Origin of the sequence: Endoryza foliicola, from assembly GCF_050589245.1 — a bacterium.
Taxonomy (GTDB): Bacteria; Bacteroidota; Bacteroidia; order Chitinophagales; family Chitinophagaceae; genus Endoryza; species Endoryza foliicola.
The window spans coordinates 179711-196575 of sequence record NZ_JBOBEW010000002.1; the positions used below are offsets into that span (position 1 = coordinate 179711).

Here is a 16865-nt window from a genome sequence, read left to right on the forward strand (position 1 = left end):
CTAGGAATATTATCAACAGCCAATCATGAATTCCGATGATTGGCTGTTTTTTTTGTACCTTTGCGGCCTTAAAACGCAATTCCAACGCATGATTTCGGTGAATAATGTCACTCTTTCCTTTGGGAAAAGAGTACTGTTTGATGAAGTAAACATAAGTTTTTCAAAAGGAAACTGTTACGGTGTTATTGGTGCCAATGGTGCCGGTAAATCTACTTTCTTAAAAATATTGTCGGGTGAAATTGAGCCCAACAAAGGTACAGTCGATATCACCCCAGGTGAGCGAATGGCTGTATTAAAGCAAAACCAATTCGAGTTCGATGAAATTACTGTTTTGAATACAGTACTCATGGGCCATAAGAAATTATGGGAGGTGATGCAAGAACGGGATGCCATTTACGCAAAGGAAGATTTTACAGAAGAAGACGGTATCCGTGCAGGTGAGTTAGAAGGAGAGTTTGGTGAAATGGGGGGCTATACCGCCGAAAGTGATGCAGCAAGTTTACTAAGTGAATTGGGTATCCCTGAAGCCATTCATGGAAGCTTGATGAAAGATATCAATGCCGCACAAAAAGTACGTGTTCTATTAGCTCAAGCTCTTTTCGGAAACCCCGATATCTTGATTCTTGATGAACCTACCAATAACCTCGATGTGGAAACCATTTCATGGTTGGAAGAGTTCTTAGCCCAATATGAAAACATCGTTATTGTAGTATCACACGACCGTCACTTCCTTGATGCCGTTTGTACTCACGTAGCCGATGTGGATCGTCAAAAAATCAAAGTATACACCGGTAACTATTCCTTCTGGTACGAAAGTAGCCAATTGGCTGCTCGCCAAATTGCTGATAAGAACAAGAAGATGGAAGACAAGCGCAAAGACTTGCTCGACTTCATCGCTCGATTCAGCGCCAATGCCTCTAAAAGTAAGCAAGCTACCTCGCGTAAGAAGGCTTTGGATAAATTGGTAATTGAAGACATTACGCCTTCTAACCGTAAATATCCCGGTATAATATTCAAACAATTGCGTGAGGTTGGGAATCAAATTCTTAATATTGAAAAACTTACCAAATCTCACGAAGGGAAATTACTCTTCGGCAATATTACCTTCACTGTTAATAAGGGAGATAAAATTGCCGTGGTTGCAGATGATCAAATGGCCATTACAACTTTCTTCGAAGTTATAAATGGTAAGATCAAAGCCGATAGTGGCTCCTTCGAATGGGGAACAACCGTTACCACAGCCTATTTACCCAACGACAATGCCGAGTATTTTACAACAGACCTTCCATTGATGGATTGGTTACGTCAGTACGTGCCACCTCATGTAACCGATGTAGATGAGCCATTCTTGCGTGGTTTTCTCGGCAAAATGTTGTTCAGTGGAGATGAAATATTGAAGAAAACAGGCGTTTTGAGTGGGGGAGAGAAAGTGCGTTGTATGTTGAGCCGAATGATGTTGCAAGATCCAAACGTAGTAGTGTTAGATGAACCTACGAACCACCTCGATCTGGAGTCCATTCAATCTTTCAACGAAAGTATGATCAACTTCAAAGGTGTGGTGCTCATGAGTTCGCATGACCATACATTCTTGGAAACCGTTTGTAACCGTGTAATTGAGCTGACCCCAACCGGAACCATCGATAAACTCATGAGTTTCGATGAATACTTAGCCGATAAAAAAGCCAGAAAACTCCAAACATCATAAACGGAAATTCATTCCGAAATGAAGACTCAGGGTATGGTATCCAATCACAAATTGGCCATACCCTGTTGTTTTTCGTTGGGTATAATGCAAAGCCATAGACATGAACATCGGCAGAACTTTGGACTGATTGTAAGTGCCGTTATAGTAAAAGTCGACCGGACTTAACTTTGACCCCAAAGCGAGCTTCACACCTGCGGCACCATCGGTTCCGCTACGGCCTATATATTCTGTTGTAAGAGCCAGGGTATAAAAGTCTTGTTTGCGATCGAGTACATTGGAGATAGAATCGGGCAAGTTTTTACGATAACTGGCGTACTGTCCGAACTCTTTATTCGCCGACATTTCCAATCCTAACATACGCCATTCACTGCCATCTTTATAAGAGTCTACAAAATTGATTCCACCAAACACCCCATAAGAACCATAAGACTTCCGGCCTCCTCTTGCATTGATCAATGAGTCGAAGTTAGGATCAGGATTGTAGGTGATAATATTTGAAGGGAAAAATCTGCCTACTCGATAAGCTCCTATATTGAGTGAAGCACCATAAAAGGTTTGAACCTTTTCGAAGCGATTGGTCCTATAAAAACTGCCGAATAATCCAGAATTCACGTCTCGAACACGTGAGTTGGCTAAACCGGTATAAATGCTGCCTGACAAATAATTCGCGGATTTTACCGAATCACTTACCAAAGGCATTGATTTATACGTATTTGTATTTGATTGGAGAGGGTTTTGAAGGAATGCTCTTTCAATACAAGAACATAGAAAAAGACTAGTAATCACTAGTATTAGGTGTATTTCATGGCGGTTCATGGAGCAATAGACAAGTAGAATTCGAAAAACGCTGCAATGTTCGGGCACCTTTTTTAAGCTAAATAGGTTGAAAAACAGTGTGTTAGGGCAATAAATTGTAAATTTAAACGCTTATACTCAAAGAAACTTTTTGCGCGCTGCTCAGTTAATACTGCTTTTGATCGTATCGTTGGGCATAAATACCATTCAAGCTCAACAGGGATCGTCTATTCTGTCTAATCAGCGCACTAAATACATTAAGCCCTCTCTCAAGTTTACCAGCATTGACAGTTCTAGCATCGTTCCTCGTTCACTTGTAGTAGTGGGTATACCCGACTCAACCTTAGAAGTGGATTGGGCAAATGCTTCCATTCGGTTTTTACAATTGCCCTTTTTTGATTCAGTGCTTATTCGTTACCGAGTATTCCCCGGAAAGCTTACGGCTATTGCCAATCACATGAACTACGATTCAGTCATGAACAATTTCATGGCGCAGCCCTTTGTACCCAATTTTGGAAGCGATGATAAAGACAGTCGGTTCTTCAATTTCGGCAACATCAATTATAACGGTAGTTTCGGAAGAGGTCTTTCTTTTGGTAATAGCCAAGACGCCGTGGTTACCTCCAATTTAAATCTGCAATTGAGCGGGTACTTGGCCGATAGTATCGAGATAACTGCTGCCATTACCGATAACAACATTCCCATTCAACCCGATGGCAATACGCAACAACTCAACGAATTTGATCGCATTTTTCTTCAATTCAAAAAGGAGAGATGGCAATTGAGTTTAGGCGATATTGATATCAGGCAGCAACAAAGTTATTTTTTGAGTTTCTATAAACGCTTACAAGGTGCTGCATTTGAAACTACCAATCCGGTGGGTAAGAACACAACCAATAAAACCATTGTGAGTGGATCGGTGGCTAAAGGAAAATTCACCCGAAATGTATTTCAAGGCTTGGAAGGCAACCAGGGGCCTTATCGATTAACCGGGGCAAACAACGAATTCTATTTCGTGGTTCTTGCAAATACAGAACGTGTTTTTATTGACGGTGAATTAATGCAACGAGGGGAAGACCAAGATTATGTAATCAACTACAACACTGCGGAAATCACTTTCATGCCCAAGCGCATGATTACAAAGGATAAAAGGATTCAAGTAGAGTTTGAATATGCGGATCGAAATTACTTGAATGCCAATATTTATCTTGCTAATGAACTCAGTTTTGGTAAAAAGGGTGCATTTAGAATGGGGTACTTTGCCAATAGCGATGCAAAGAATTCGCCCATCAACCAAACCCTTGATCCGGCACAAAAGAACTTTCTTGCTCAATTGGGCGATAGCGTGCAGAACGCATTTTATCCCAATGCAGTACTCGATACTTTTGCTTCCGGTCGGATATTCTATAAAAAAATAGATACTGTTTACAACGGCGGTGCAAGTCGCGATTCAATATATGTTTACTCCACCAATGCCGATAGTGCAAAATACACCTTGTCATTCATAAACGTGGGAGAAGGGAAGGGGAATTACATGCCCGATTTTAACGGTGCCAACGGGAAAGTATATAGATGGATAGAGCCAATAAATGGAGTGAAACAAGGTCAGTACGAACCGGCCGTTTTTCTGGTTTCGCCAAAACGAACTCAGGTGCTTTCGCTAGGTGGGGATTATCAATTTTCGAAGACAACACAGCTAATTGTAGAGGGGGCCATGAGTAAATACGATGTGAATTTGTTCTCATCAAAAGACAAATCTGATAATACCGGACTCGCTACCAAATGGCAGCTCAAAAATCAGTTTCCAATAAAAGGCACGCAACGAAAATTAACTGCTGACATTGGCTATGAATGGGTTTCTCATCGATTCAAACCACTGGAGCGCCTGAGAAATGTAGAGTTCACCCGTGACTGGGGCCTGCCTTTACAGCAAACAATACCTGTAGACGAACAAATTCTTACCGCCGCAGTTGGAATACAAGACAACAAAACAGGAACCGTTAAGCTTCAATCTACACAGTACACAAGAGGCGATGGCTTCAAAGGATGGAAACAGAGTTTACAGCAATCACAGTCACTTAAAGAATGGCGGTTAAACAATACCGCTTCCTACGCTTCTGTAGATTTGCCGATGTACAAAGGATATTTTTGGAGACCCAGTTTACAAATCAGCAGAACTTTTAAAAAGCTCTCCAACTATACGATCAGTGGTTCTTACAATTTAGAGCGAAACGATATTCGGTCTAAACAGACAGATTCAGTCTCTGTACAAAGTTTTTCATTTGAAACCATTCAACTGGGTTTTCGTTCCGACGACTCCAAGGCCAATAAATGGGGCATTTCTTATTTCACAAGAACCGACGCCTATCCTCTTGGCAAAGGTTTGTTGCGTGCCGATCGTAGTCAAAACTATCAGTTTAATGCAGAACTTCTAAAAAGCGAAGCACATCAATTTAGAATGAGTGCCACTTATCGAAGTTTGTCGATCATTAAAGATGGTATAACCGGGTTAAAGGCCGACAATAGCCTCTTAAGCCGAACAGAATATGCAGCAAATATTCTCAAAGGAATGATCACGGGAAATCTTCTCTATGAAATTGGAGCAGGACAAGAACAAAAGCGTGATTTGGCTTATTTGGAAGTACCGGCCGGACAAGGGGTTTATACATGGATCGACTACAACAACGATGGCATTCAGCAATTAAACGAATTTGAAGAAGCGGCTTTTGCAGACCAGCGAAAATACATTCTCATTTTTACGCCCACTAATGAATACATCAAAGCCAATTACAATAATTTCAATTATCAGTTTAGTTTGAATCCACGAAATGCCATTGATCCATTGAATGCTAAAGGTTTTAAGAAGTTCATATCGAAGATCAATTTGCAAAGTAGTTACCAAGTGAGTAAGAAAGCAAAAAGCAACGGCGATCTTTCTTTCGATCCCTTTAGTGCCAAGTTAAACGACACTTCTTTAATTGTATTGAATTCAGTATTTGCTAACTCATTTTCGTTTAACAGATTCAGTACCAAATGGGGATTTGATATTAATAGTGTGAAAACAAGCAATAAGAGTCTTCTTACCTATGGATATGAAAGTAGGGAGGTACAAGATTGGACTACAAGAGCGCGTTGGATCATCAATAAAACCTTTACTATTGATGGAACCGGCCGTTGGGGATACAACAGGCTTGTGAGTTCCAATCCAAAATTTGGCAACCGAAATTACAATATCGATTTGTACAGTATTGAACCGAGACTGAGCATTATTCGAAAATCCAACCTTCGCATAGCTGCCAGTTACAAGTATGCGAACAAAAAGAATTCAGTAGGAGATCAAGAAAGGGCTGTTTCCAATGCTATAATAAGTGAGATAAAATACACGATACTCCAGAAAACATCCATTCAAGGAAAATTCACCTATAATAGTATTGACTTTAGTTCCAATGCTAGTCCTGTGAATTTGAATGCACCCTCTGCCTATATCATGTTAGATGGTTTAACGCCGGGTAAGAACTATTTATGGTCGATTGATTTAACCAAGCGCTTGTCGAATAGCCTTGAAATGAATATTCAATATGAGGGAAGGCAACCGGGTACCGGCAGGGTAGTGCATATTGGTAGGGCAGGAATCAAAGCCATCTTATAGGAGTATTAAGTCAATATCTATTTTTTGTTTTGGTATTCTTCAACATTACCACAAAAAAAGAATCCCGCATAAGCGGGACCCCTTTTCTATTCTAAACTGTGGATTGACGATTATCCGAAGATGCCACCTTTCTTCAACTCACTGTATCCTTCACCAATTTTGAAACCATTGTGGTAGATCTCAATTTTGTATTTACCGGTTTTGAAGGCAGTGCCTTGTTTCCAAGCAAATTCAACGTGGCTTTTCTTACCTGCTTCAAATGCTACCGGTACTTTAGAAGTAAATGATTTTTCACCTTCTTCACGAGTAGTGAACTTACCAGAACCTAAAGACTCAACAGATACCGGTTGGCCATCAGGACCAGTGATGCATACAAATACATCTGTATTTCCGGTAGTTGCAATACGATTATCAACATCGAAAGAGATCACTAACTTATCTACACGCTTAGCAGTGCTCGTTACTTTCTCTTTACCGCCTCTGCGCTCGTTTACCGGAGTGATAGCGATAGAAGAAGCATTGAGGGTAGAAGCTACGTCTACTTTCTTCTCTAACTCTTGCTTAGCTGTAGTAGTAGTTTGAAGATCGGTAGTAAGTTGAGTTGATTTTTGTTTTTCTGTGCCTAAATCAGTTGACAATTGTGCATTCTCAGCTTTCAAACGCTCAACTTCTGCTTCCAAACCATTGATTTTTTCATTCAATTGTTTGATCAATTCTTCAGCTTCAATTTTTTCAGCTTCAGTGAGTTTTTGCTTTTTCATTAAACCATCGATACGCTTTTTCAATGAACTGATTTCACCGGTGCGAGAAGAAAGTTGATTTTCCAACTCGTTGTTACGTCCGGTTAATGAATCCAAACGACCTAATGCAGCGCGGTAGCTAATATCAAGTTCGTTCTTTGAAGAATCGATGGTTACGATTTCCTTTTGCAGTTGTGCAACTTGTTTATCGGAATTGTTTTTGTCCCATAAAAAATATCCCCAAGTACCTAAAATACCTACTGCTAATAAAGCAATAATGAGATTTTTTGAATCCTTTTTAGGAGCTGGACTTTGAGGTGTTGCAGATGGATAATTGGTAGTGCTCATGATTAATGTTTATTTATTCGTTTAATGAGTTTGTTTCGTACGACCATGGTTTTTCCAAAACCATGCCAAAAACGTTTTTTCATATAAGTAAATTTAGTTATCTATAATTCAAAAGCATTCAGTTTCAATTAGTTTTGGTGGTAAAATTTCTGGAAGGACAGCAGTTTTTGATGTAATATTGCGACCTGATTTCGTGAAAAATGTCGGTAGAATCTATCATCTCAAGTTGGAAAAAAAAGCAATTCAAACCTGTGTATTGGTTGGAAGGCGAAGAGTCGTACTATATCGACCAGATCGTTAATTATGCTGAAAATCAAATACTTACTGAGGCTGAACAAGGCTTTAACTTGACGGTTTTTTATGGCAAGGATGCGCAATGGCCTGATATCGTAAACGCCTGCAGACGCTATCCGATGTTTTCAGAACGACAAGTGGTTCTACTAAAAGAAGCGCAGCAAATGCGGGATATTGAAAAATTAGAACCCTATATAGCTCATCCGCTGAATTCTACCATTTTCGTGGTTTCTTATAAAGAAAAGAAAGTAGACGGCAGAACACAATTGGCTAAAACCCTGAAGAAGTCTGCTGAAGTGTACACTACCAAAAAGATGTACGACAATCAGCTTCCTCAATGGACGGCTGAAATGCTCGATTCCAAAGGCTATAAAGCTAGTGCTAAAACCGTGGCATTGATCGTTGACCACATTGGAAATGACCTTGCCAGAATTGTGAATGAGATCGAGAAATTATTGGTGAATTTAGCCGACCGAAAAACTATTACGGAAGACGATATCGAGAAATACATCGGAATTAGTAAAGAATACAATCCATTCGAATTGCAGGCTGCGGTTACTCACAGAGACTTGCAAAAAGCCATTCGAATTGTACAGTATTTTGAAAGCAATCCCAAAGCGGCACCCATCCAGTTAGTATTGCCTACGCTCTATAACATGTTTAGTAAAGCTTACATGATTTTAGGTGAAAAGAGCCGCGATGAAAAATCGGTAGCCGCTGCTATCGGAGTAAGTCCCTTCTTTGTAAAAGACTACCTCGCTGTGGTCAATAATTACCGAAATGAAGGCGTGGAGCGCGCTTTGCTGCTACTACATCAATACAATTTGAGAACAGTTGGTATTCAGGATGCAGGAACATCGGATGCTTCTTTGTTGAAGGAAATGTTGTTTAAGTTGATGCAGTAACATTTTTATTCAAAAATAAGTTCATGGTTTTGCCACTTATTAGCTCTTGGCTTACCCACATCAGAATACAAATAATGATAGGAAATAAATAGGGATGGCCCGCGACATTGGCATTTGCCATTATTGAACAAGCGCCGCCCAAAAAAGCCGTTAACAGTAAAGCTCCGATGTTTGATAATTTGGGTATTGTAAATACGATAGTAAAACATAGTAAAATAATACCTATCGGCTGTATAAGGCTTTCTGAAATTCCAAGGGCAACAGAACCCTTAATAGACTCCGGATGCCTCATAATTTTCATTACTGAATCGAAAAGAAAAAAAAGTACCAAAAGTCCTTTTAATGTAAATCCTATTGCTCGCCAGGTTTTAGTGTTTTTCATGAGTGTCTATTTGAATATGAAAAGTACACCAAAAAAAGATAGAAGAGCGAGCGGAAAAGCGACAATAAGACGGGGTATTTACGACATAAAAAAAGACTTTCTGTTTTAGAAAGTCTTTTTTCGTGCCCCCAACTGTACAATTCTCGAACCACTTTATACCGGATTTGACAAGACTTGCGAATCTTATGACTGCATAAGATGTTGTAAGTCTTTGCTTTTGCAGCCTTCGGGAGTGGATAACTCAAACTAGTAGTTAACAAAACAAGGGAAAAAGTTGGAACGGATGGCATAAAAGAATAGAGTTGGCAATAATCAAAACATCTTCAAAATGAAAAATAACAACCGGATTTTGAACGAAATAAATGTCTGGAATAATAAGGTAGATAATTTGAAAGGTGTATTTGGTAATCATGTGGCGGATTACCGTTACCTCATTAGGGCAAAGCTGGAGCACTATAAAGAAATTAATGCCAAATATAAAATACCTGCAAATGACGACGAGAAAATTGCCAGCAAGATTTTAAAGGCGGAAGTGCGGCGCCTTGAAAAAATAGCTTTCCCCAACAGAGTTGAAAGATTTGTCCGGAAATCTATTGAAAGTGCCCGTTATATTATTCAGAAGATTTTGGGGAATGCCCATTCAGAACAGAAAGTTTTAGCGAAAAATGAATTTAGCAAAAAGGAAAAATCAGAGGATTTAGGCAACTATGAAACAAATTTGAAAAAAACTGCTATTCAATATGACAAGAAATTAAAGGCTGTTAAAGATGATACACTGTTGCCCAAATTAAGAACCAGTAGCGGCAAGGGATTAAAAATCTAGTCGTGTGCAGATAGAATGTACGGTAACTAATTGAGTCGGCTTATACAGGGTTTTCTTAAATTATTTTGAGCGGTTGAAAACTATAAAATTGAGAGGTATGAAAACAGATAAAAACTATATTGAGTTTATTCAGTTATTAAAACAGGAGATTATTAAGAGCCGCTATCAGGCTGCCAGACTGGCTAACAGGGAACAGCTGTTGCTTTACTACAAAACCGGCAAAATGCTTTCAGAAAAGGTGCAAGCCCAAAAATGGGGTGCCAAAGTGCTGGAGCAGATTGCAGTTGACTTACAAAGCAACCTGCCCGGCCTTAAAGGCTTTTCTTTTACGAACCTGAAGAAAATGCGGCAGTTTTATCAGGCCTACCAGAATCTGGAAATAAGGCCGTCAGCAACGGCCCAAATTGAATTGGCAGATTTTTCAGTACCCGGCACCGAACCTGATTTAATTGGGCCGTTGCCAACAGGCCAATTGGATGCCTTTTACGGTATCAGTTTTACCCACCACATTCTGTTGCTAAATCGCTGTAAAGTGGTTGAGGAGCGGTTCTTTTACCTTGAAAATGCCGCTGCTCATTGCTGGTCGGTTACCATTATGGAACACCAGATTGATGCCGACCTGTTTAAAAAGCAGGGAAAATTACCTAATAATTTTGATAGCACTTTGGCTCAATCTCTAAAACCATCTGCATTGAAAGTTTTTAAAGATGAATATCTGCTGGATTTTATTGCCGGTGATGAACTGGACGATGAACGCCATATTGAGCAGCAGGTGGTTTTAAACATTCGCAATTTTATTTTGCAAATGGGCAAAGGCTTTTGCTTTATTGGCAACCAATACCGGCTTGAAGTGGATGGCGATGAGTTTTTTATTGACCTACTCTTTTTTAACCGGCACCTGCAATGCCTAGTTGCTTTTGAACTGAAGAAAGGAAAATTTAAGCCAGCGGATGCAGGGCAACTTAATTTTTACCTGAATGTGCTGGATGAAAAAATAAAACTGCAGCAGGAAAACAGCAGCATTGGTATTGTGCTTTGCAAAGAGAAAAATAACACCGTGGTTGAGTTTGCCATTAAGAGCTTTGATAAAGCGATGGGTGTGGCTACTTACAAAACCAGTAAACAAACGCCGGTGCAAATGAAAGGGATATTGCCTGATACTGATGAACTGGGGAAATTGTTAGAATGAGTTAACTACGAACATCGTTATTACCACTACACTCCAATTATTATTCAGGCGTTGCTATCAACAATTTCAATTTGTGAATATTTGAAAGTAATATGTTATAGCTTCCCGCTGTAGTACTTAATATCTTTGAATACTCTTTATCTATAGAAGGAAGATATTTTTTGAAATTACTTAAAAAGCCGTAAAATGATTCTAAGGCATCACACTCATTTCGCTTATGCAAAAAACAATCAGCAATAAGTTCAGCCAGCTCCACATCATTACTGATTGAGGCCTCTAATAATTTGAAATTCCGTTCATGAAAATTAAATAGCTTACAATTACTTTTCAAATTTTTGTCCGCTTCCTCTAAAAAGGAATTTGCTATTCCAGGCAAGTCCTGCATCACTTCAAGGCAAACATATTCTGCATTACAGTATTCAATGAGAAAATCTTTTTCAAAATTTTCTATCTCCACTTTAATCTCCTCTTTTTGTTTTTTTGTGAGACCATTAAGGAGTACAAAATAATTGGCGAAGTCAGAATAATTAATAAAATCTTCAAATTTTCTTTTAATATGAATTTGCTTGATTTTTACAAAAGGGTTATTCAATTCCATGAACATCTTTAGCAAATGGCGCAAGTCAAACAACAGGTCAAAAGATTTAAACTTGAAGTCTTTATCAAACCCATAGTGCATAAATTTATTCCGCAGCCGGGGAACATGATATTGATAGTAATCAAAATAGTAATGGCTCATATCATGGAATGCCCTTGCATATTCAACTTTATCTGGTAGAGCCTTCTTGTTTTGTTCGGCATTTGGATTAAGTATGTTATATATCTCCGAAAAAATACCTTCAATTTGGGTAAGAGCAAGTGCATAAAAACCAATCCAGTATTTTCGCTTGAACAGTTTTTCAAGTTCTTCAAAAATTGGCATCCTGTCGTTTTTAAGAGGCAAATGGGAAATGTAATATTTTAGCTCCTGCCAGATTTGTGCTGGCTTCTCTCTTTTAAATAGCTTTCTGTAAAAAGCCGCTGTATTGCTTTCATACATTTTTTGAAGCCTGTTTGATTCATCAACTGGATAGTTTGAAACCTTATTGGCAATCAAGTCAATTTTATTGCAATCGAAGTAAGCAGCCGAAAGATAAGTAGCGTAGTGGTAAGGTCTGTCTCTGTAGGTTTCCGTCCATAGGAATACTTGTTTTAAAGCAGAGCCACCCCAATAATTGGCTTTTGCTATTACTCTCTTTTTAATTCCACCAAGGAAATATTCAGTAATTACTTTTTGTTCACGGATGCACCTGTAATAGTAATCGTATAAAATTCTTTCTTCATGACCTTTTGGAAATCTGTTTTTAACAAGATGGTCTTTAATAAATTCTTCAGCTTCATATTTTTTAATTAACGCATTTAGTTCACCCATATCTTTTTTTACCAGTTCTTCAAGATACTTTAAGGTAATGCCGGGTGAGGTTTCAAATTGAAGGTATGTTTGTAAGAATTGTTGCACAGGTGTTGGCTCTTTTTTGGTTGAAATTATTTCAGTAGAGATGCCATCATTATTTAAGCTATACATTTTTGCTTTTCGGATTGGGAAAAGTGTAAATATTTGCCTGCAGGCTTTCTCTATAGAAGGTATCTCATTTTTCAGGTTCCTGTTTATTGGGTAAAAACACATTAAACTTTCGTATGCAAAACCCTGAATCGATTGACACTCAAAAACCCTGTCGCCGAGAAAATCTAAAACAGTTTGCCGCATAGCCCTGATAGGATTCTTTGTTAATTTGTATTTATGAATATTAATAGTTTTTCGTTTTGCCATGAAACTTATTTTGGAGAATTGAGGTTGCAAAGATAACTCCTGACAACGCTAAGTCTGCTCCGCCTTCAACCTCCCAACTTCCTCCCCAATCAACCGCTTAATATCCATCTTCACCTGGTAGTAATTATCCAGCACCTGTTGCTGAGTAACATTGGATACAGCAGGAATATCCAGGTAGTTACTCACTTCTGCATTTAGTTTATCATGGTCGTTGATAATTTCGGAGTGAAACATTTTGAGTTTTATTTTTTCTAATGGGTCATCGGCAACCATACCTACAAACTCACCGGAAGAAAGGGCTGCAATTTTAGACGCTGGTATGGCACTGTCTAATTGCTTGGAATGACTAATGGATGTATCCATGCGGTTGATGGAAACACTCTGCCTGTCCTGCATTATTTTTCCGAACCTTTCAGATAGCAGTTTAGAAGTTTCACCCATTACCTGGCCGCTGATGATGTTGCCGGTGATGTTTACAATTACATCTGCCTGTTCCCGGCCATAATCTTTTTTGAGCTGACTAAAATCCTGCATGGCTAATGTGGTAGCAACCTTATTACTTCTTGCTGTGGCAATCAGGCTGTCAATATTGTTGAAGTAAATAGTTGGGAACTCATCAAATACCAGACTGCATTTTTGCATACCTTTTTTGTTTACCTGCCTCACCAGCCGGGAAACATATAGCGATAACACAGCTCCATAAATCTGTTGCTTCTCCGGGTTGTTACCCACACAAACTATTTTCGGATGCTTTGGATTGTTGATGTCTAATGTAAAATCATTGCCGGATAGTACCCAGTACAATTGCGGAGCAGCAAGCCTTGCCATACCAATTTTAGCAGAAGCTACCTGACCCTCCAATTGTTCCATAGCATCGTTTTGGTAAGCAGTGATAAACGGATTCACCAGCACCTCAATTTCCGGTTGTGTGTTCAATACCGGAAACAATTCATCATACTCTGCCTGCATCAATTCTATTACATGCGGCAGGGTGCAATATTTTCCGTCTTCATATTTTCTTAAAAACCAAATAACAGCCGTAACAAAATTGATGGGTGATTCCACAAAGAAATCTCCCTGCTTGTTTATCCATTCTCTGTTCAGTCCCAACAGAATTGTTCTGGCACTTTCTGTGGCATCCGTAATGTCATTCATGCTGTTTGGGTCAAGTGGATTGCATCTGTGTGATACAGAAAGGTTATCAAAGTTAATTACATAGAAAGACGGCTTTACCGAATAATTATGTTTGTTTTGCTGCAGCCAGTTGTAAACAATCCTGCTCAAATCATCGTATTTAAAATCATATACAAACAAGGCAAAGCCTTTTTCAATATGCTGCTTAATGACATGCTGAATTACAAACCAGCTTTTACCGGCACCTGGACTGCCAATAACTAACAAACCTCTGAAAGGGTTAATAATATTTATCCAGCTTTTTCTTACCCTGCTTTTCAGATTGTAACGGGCAGGCAGATTGATGGAGTATTCATTGCTGATTAATCGTTCTTCCTGTGGAAAGGTTTCGTTTAGTGAATTAAATACATCATCACCTAAATTTAATTTGATTAAGCGACTAAGTAAATTGCCGCCTGCCAATATCAATAAAAAGCCAATGCCGGTGGCAATCATGTAAACTATGGCCACTATTTGCACATCGTATTGCAATTTGAAAAATAGTTGGCTTGAAAAATATAGTAGCAAACCAATCACCAAATATGCTGCAATACTTTTCCAGTTTATCTTTTCATCCTTTTTACCCTGTGCACCAAACAAAGAAATTATCAGCAGCCCCAACGCCATAAACTTTGATGTAAGCTGATTTTGAAATAAACCTGTGTTGGAAATATTTTTCATCAGCCTGTCAGTGATGGTGCTTGTAATTTCCCACTGCTCAAACGCCACATAGCAGTAATAATAAAAATGTAGCAACAATATAAAGATGCTGGCAAATCTTGTCAGGTCAACTATCTTCCGCAGTCCCTGTTCATTCTCTCCTGTGTGTGACATAACATCGTTTTATTTTTTACAAATTTCGTTTCTTTTTTTTTCGTTTCTTTTTAAGCAAGCTGTTAGGTGTGTTGTCGTATTGCTCTTTGGTGGATAGCAGCACATCTAACGGACTTTCTGTTTTCGCTGTGAGTGGAATTGTTTTGTCCTGTTGTTTTTGCTGAACCATTTCTTTTTGGATGGAACCACCGGAACCGCCGCCTTTTGTTTCATCTTGTTTCTGCGATTTTTCAGTGCCTGCCGTCAATCTGCTTTGCAACGCAGCAGCACTGTAACCCTTACCTAAATCGCTTCCATTAAAAACAACTTTGTTTTGGTTGTCAACAAATGTTATTCCGTACAACCTGCCTTCAGCATTTTGGCGAAGCAGGGTGTAAATATTTTTCTGCTTCAAATGCTCCATCAGTTCTTTCATGGTTGCAGGCGATTGTGAAAGGCAGTCATCCAGTTTGATTTTTACAAATGGCTTTAGTGATTCTTTTGCTGTTTCATTATCTGTAAATTTCTTCTCCAGGTTACTAAGTATTGGTTTGCAACCAATAGAACTTGCTTTGATTGGAACACCTGCTTTATTTCCATTAGCATCCAATATCCGATAAACCAATCCACGATTTTTGTAAATCCTGCCTTCTTCTTTGCCTCTGTCGGCAATTACATTAAACTGTTTCAATGCAGCATTAAATTCAGGCAGAGAAGTAAACTTGTACTGACTGAAAACTGCACTCACCACATTGGATATACTTCTTTTGGTTTCCGACTTCCCATAGATGGCTTTCTCAATATCAACTGCTTTGATTGCAGACTTCGCTAATTGCTGTTGTCTTTCTGCTTTTATCAACCCATACGTTTGCTCAATTTCTTTTCTTTCTTTTCTTGCTTTTTCAGATTGATTTCTGCCGATGTTGTGGGTGTTAATTCTGCTGCCATCTTGTTTGATGGTAGTACTTACAATGTGAATATGCGGATGCCCTGCATCTTCATGTTTGTAAACTAAGTATGGTTGATTGGCAAATCCAATCTTTTGCATGTAGTCGGATGCAATTTGTAACAGCTTGTTTTCAGTAAGTTTTTCTGATGGGCCAAAGTTTAATGAAACATGCAGGGTTTTGGTAGTCGCCCTTTCATTCAAACTGTTTAGTCTCTCAAAACCAGAAAGCTTTTGATAAAAATTCATCTCCTTTGCATCTTTCAGATAATTGGCGGCATGAAGACAAACAGCATTTCCCTTCTGCACTTTCTTTTCGTTGTAGTTAAGTGCAGCTTCAATACTTTTTGGTGTTGTTATTTTTGCAACCATTGCTCATAAAGTTGATTCATTCGTAATTTTATTTCTTCCACTTTGCTGATTAATACTTTTTGCAATCCATCATACTGCTGCACCCAAACCCTAAACTCCGGTATCTTATCCAGGATATGCAGTTTGTGTACGGCCTGGTTAAAGTTGTTGCCAATAGCATTCAGTTCTTTTTTCAGGTGCAACATATCCAACAAAAAATCATCGGCACTTTCATTTCTGTACTTAACGGTAACAGGTTTTTGTAATGCCACTTTCCGCAGGTAAGCACTGGTATCTTTTTCGGTAGTTTTTTGTTGAAGCTTTGTAAGCTGATTTATCTCCCTTTCATTCATCCTCACCACTACCATTTTCTTTCTCACTTCACTTTCTAACTTCTTCATGGTTTTAAGTTTTCTGTTTCAATACCCCGAAACGACTCCGGAGTGAAGGGCAAGATGCCCCAAACGTATAACGTTTGTACATCTTGCCATGTGCAAGACCTGGCACATTATACCTTTACAAAATCTATCCGGTGAAAATATTTTATACTGTTGCAAATTCACAGTAAAACAAGTGTAAAATCTGTACCAATATTGCTAGTTGCTTGGTTGATTTTTAGTCAAGCAATCCATAAAGTTTTATTTACTTAAGAATGGTTATTTTTACTACATGGAAATGGATGTAAGAACTGAAGAAAGTAAGGAGATTATTTTAAGCGATAACAACCGCTTTACCTACACCATAAAACAGGTAGAAATAAAAAATATTTTAGGTACTTCGGTAGCTGTTTTAGATGAGCATTCTATTACAGATACCGCTGGTGTAAACTACAAATTATATAAGACGAAGTATGGTAATTGGTATGATTTGCCTGAAGCAAATACAGGGATTGCTAAGAATATTTTACTTGCTTTAAAGTTAAAAATTGACAACCAATAATTC

At 38.7% G+C, this 16865-nt stretch carries 13 protein-coding genes; 6 read left to right on the plus strand and 7 right to left on the minus strand.

Annotated features, from left to right (window positions below; all coding sequences use genetic code 11):
• Positions 1 to 88: 88 nt before the first annotated feature.
• A complete protein-coding gene (locus ACQ2HE_RS04720; RefSeq protein WP_430897871.1) occupies positions 89 to 1705 on the plus strand; it encodes an ABC-F family ATP-binding cassette domain-containing protein in 1617 nt (538 codons plus the stop codon).
• Here ACQ2HE_RS04720 and ACQ2HE_RS04725 read toward each other — a convergent pair.
• Positions 1700 to 2365 carry a hypothetical protein gene (locus tag ACQ2HE_RS04725; RefSeq protein WP_430897869.1) on the minus strand — a complete coding sequence of 222 codons (666 nt, stop codon included), beginning with the start codon at positions 2363 to 2365 and terminating at the stop codon, positions 1700 to 1702. The genes ACQ2HE_RS04720 and ACQ2HE_RS04725 overlap by 6 nt on opposite strands.
• Positions 2366 to 2678: 313 nt before the next feature.
• Here ACQ2HE_RS04725 and ACQ2HE_RS04730 point away from each other — a divergent pair, with 313 nt between their 5' ends.
• Positions 2679 to 6149: a hypothetical protein gene (locus tag ACQ2HE_RS04730; protein WP_430897867.1), complete on the plus strand. Its 3471-nt coding sequence runs from the start codon at positions 2679 to 2681 to the stop codon at positions 6147 to 6149.
• Positions 6150 to 6259: 110 nt separating this feature from the next.
• Here ACQ2HE_RS04730 and ACQ2HE_RS04735 read toward each other — a convergent pair whose 3' ends face one another.
• Positions 6260 to 7237 (minus strand): hypothetical protein, encoded by a 978-nt coding sequence (locus tag ACQ2HE_RS04735; RefSeq protein ID WP_430897865.1) that lies wholly within the window; start codon positions 7235 to 7237, stop codon positions 6260 to 6262.
• A gap of 200 nt (positions 7238 to 7437) precedes the next feature.
• Here ACQ2HE_RS04735 and holA point away from each other — a divergent pair, with 200 nt between their 5' ends.
• The gene (gene holA / locus ACQ2HE_RS04740) at positions 7438 to 8436 is read left to right on the plus strand and encodes a DNA polymerase III subunit delta (protein ID WP_430897863.1); all 999 of its coding nucleotides are present in this window, start codon (positions 7438 to 7440) and stop codon (positions 8434 to 8436) included.
• On the opposite strand, the gene ACQ2HE_RS04745 is transcribed toward holA, so the two are convergent.
• Complete coding sequence (locus ACQ2HE_RS04745) at positions 8420 to 8818, minus strand: DoxX family protein (protein ID WP_430897861.1); 399 nt, start codon at positions 8816 to 8818, stop codon at positions 8420 to 8422. The two genes, holA and ACQ2HE_RS04745, sit on opposite strands and share 17 nt — an antisense overlap.
• A gap of 328 nt (positions 8819 to 9146) precedes the next feature.
• On the opposite strand from ACQ2HE_RS04745, the gene ACQ2HE_RS04750 reads away from it, so the two are divergent.
• Together ACQ2HE_RS04750 and ACQ2HE_RS04755 are read left to right on the plus strand one after the other, a co-directional pair.
• Positions 9147 to 9641, plus strand: coding sequence for a hypothetical protein (locus tag ACQ2HE_RS04750; RefSeq protein ID WP_430897860.1), 495 nt, complete (start codon positions 9147 to 9149; stop codon positions 9639 to 9641).
• Positions 9642 to 9738: 97 nt separating this feature from the next.
• On the plus strand, positions 9739 to 10830 hold the full coding sequence (locus tag ACQ2HE_RS04755) for a PDDEXK nuclease domain-containing protein (RefSeq protein WP_430897858.1): 1092 nt from the start codon (positions 9739 to 9741) through the stop codon (positions 10828 to 10830).
• A 40-nt stretch (positions 10831 to 10870) separates the two neighbouring features.
• On the opposite strand, the gene ACQ2HE_RS04760 is transcribed toward ACQ2HE_RS04755, so the two are convergent.
• Genes ACQ2HE_RS04760 through ACQ2HE_RS04775 form a run of 4 tightly spaced genes read right to left on the minus strand, consistent with a single transcriptional unit; the run spans position 10871 to position 16324 of the window.
• Positions 10871 to 12640 (minus strand): hypothetical protein, encoded by a 1770-nt coding sequence (locus tag ACQ2HE_RS04760; protein ID WP_430897856.1) that lies wholly within the window; start codon positions 12638 to 12640, stop codon positions 10871 to 10873.
• A 48-nt stretch (positions 12641 to 12688) separates the two neighbouring features.
• A complete protein-coding gene (mobC, locus tag ACQ2HE_RS04765; protein WP_430897854.1) occupies positions 12689 to 14647 on the minus strand; it encodes a conjugal transfer protein MobC in 1959 nt (652 codons plus the stop codon).
• Positions 14648 to 14663: 16 nt separating this feature from the next.
• The gene (locus ACQ2HE_RS04770) at positions 14664 to 15944 is read right to left on the minus strand and encodes a relaxase/mobilization nuclease domain-containing protein (RefSeq protein ID WP_430897852.1); all 1281 of its coding nucleotides are present in this window, start codon (positions 15942 to 15944) and stop codon (positions 14664 to 14666) included.
• Positions 15929 to 16324: a plasmid mobilization protein gene (locus ACQ2HE_RS04775; RefSeq protein ID WP_430897850.1), complete on the minus strand. Its 396-nt coding sequence runs from the start codon at positions 16322 to 16324 to the stop codon at positions 15929 to 15931. Before ACQ2HE_RS04775 ends, ACQ2HE_RS04770 begins: the two co-directional genes overlap by 16 nt.
• A 268-nt stretch (positions 16325 to 16592) precedes the next feature.
• On the opposite strand from ACQ2HE_RS04775, the gene ACQ2HE_RS04780 reads away from it, so the two are divergent.
• Positions 16593 to 16862 (plus strand): hypothetical protein, encoded by a 270-nt coding sequence (locus tag ACQ2HE_RS04780; protein WP_430897848.1) that lies wholly within the window; start codon positions 16593 to 16595, stop codon positions 16860 to 16862.
• Positions 16863 to 16865 lie beyond the last annotated feature (3 nt).

What these genes read in the sequence shown, in the direction of transcription:
- ACQ2HE_RS04720 (WP_430897871.1), top strand. Translation starts at nt 89, where the DNA reads ATGATTTCGGTGAATAATGTCACTCTTTCCTTTGGGAAAAGAGTACTG.
- ACQ2HE_RS04735 (WP_430897865.1), bottom strand. Translation starts at nt 7,237, where the DNA reads ATGAGCACTACCAATTATCCATCTGCAACACCTCAAAGTCCAGCTCCT.
- holA (WP_430897863.1), top strand. Translation starts at nt 7,438, where the DNA reads ATGTCGGTAGAATCTATCATCTCAAGTTGGAAAAAAAAGCAATTCAAA.
- ACQ2HE_RS04745 (WP_430897861.1), bottom strand. Translation starts at nt 8,818, where the DNA reads ATGAAAAACACTAAAACCTGGCGAGCAATAGGATTTACATTAAAAGGA.
- ACQ2HE_RS04750 (WP_430897860.1), top strand. Translation starts at nt 9,147, where the DNA reads ATGAAAAATAACAACCGGATTTTGAACGAAATAAATGTCTGGAATAAT.
- ACQ2HE_RS04755 (WP_430897858.1), top strand. Translation starts at nt 9,739, where the DNA reads ATGAAAACAGATAAAAACTATATTGAGTTTATTCAGTTATTAAAACAG.
- ACQ2HE_RS04760 (WP_430897856.1), bottom strand. Translation starts at nt 12,640, where the DNA reads ATGGCAAAACGAAAAACTATTAATATTCATAAATACAAATTAACAAAG.
- mobC (WP_430897854.1), bottom strand. Translation starts at nt 14,647, where the DNA reads ATGTCACACACAGGAGAGAATGAACAGGGACTGCGGAAGATAGTTGAC.
- ACQ2HE_RS04770 (WP_430897852.1), bottom strand. Translation starts at nt 15,944, where the DNA reads ATGGTTGCAAAAATAACAACACCAAAAAGTATTGAAGCTGCACTTAAC.
- ACQ2HE_RS04775 (WP_430897850.1), bottom strand. Translation starts at nt 16,324, where the DNA reads ATGAAGAAGTTAGAAAGTGAAGTGAGAAAGAAAATGGTAGTGGTGAGG.
- ACQ2HE_RS04780 (WP_430897848.1), top strand. Translation starts at nt 16,593, where the DNA reads ATGGAAATGGATGTAAGAACTGAAGAAAGTAAGGAGATTATTTTAAGC.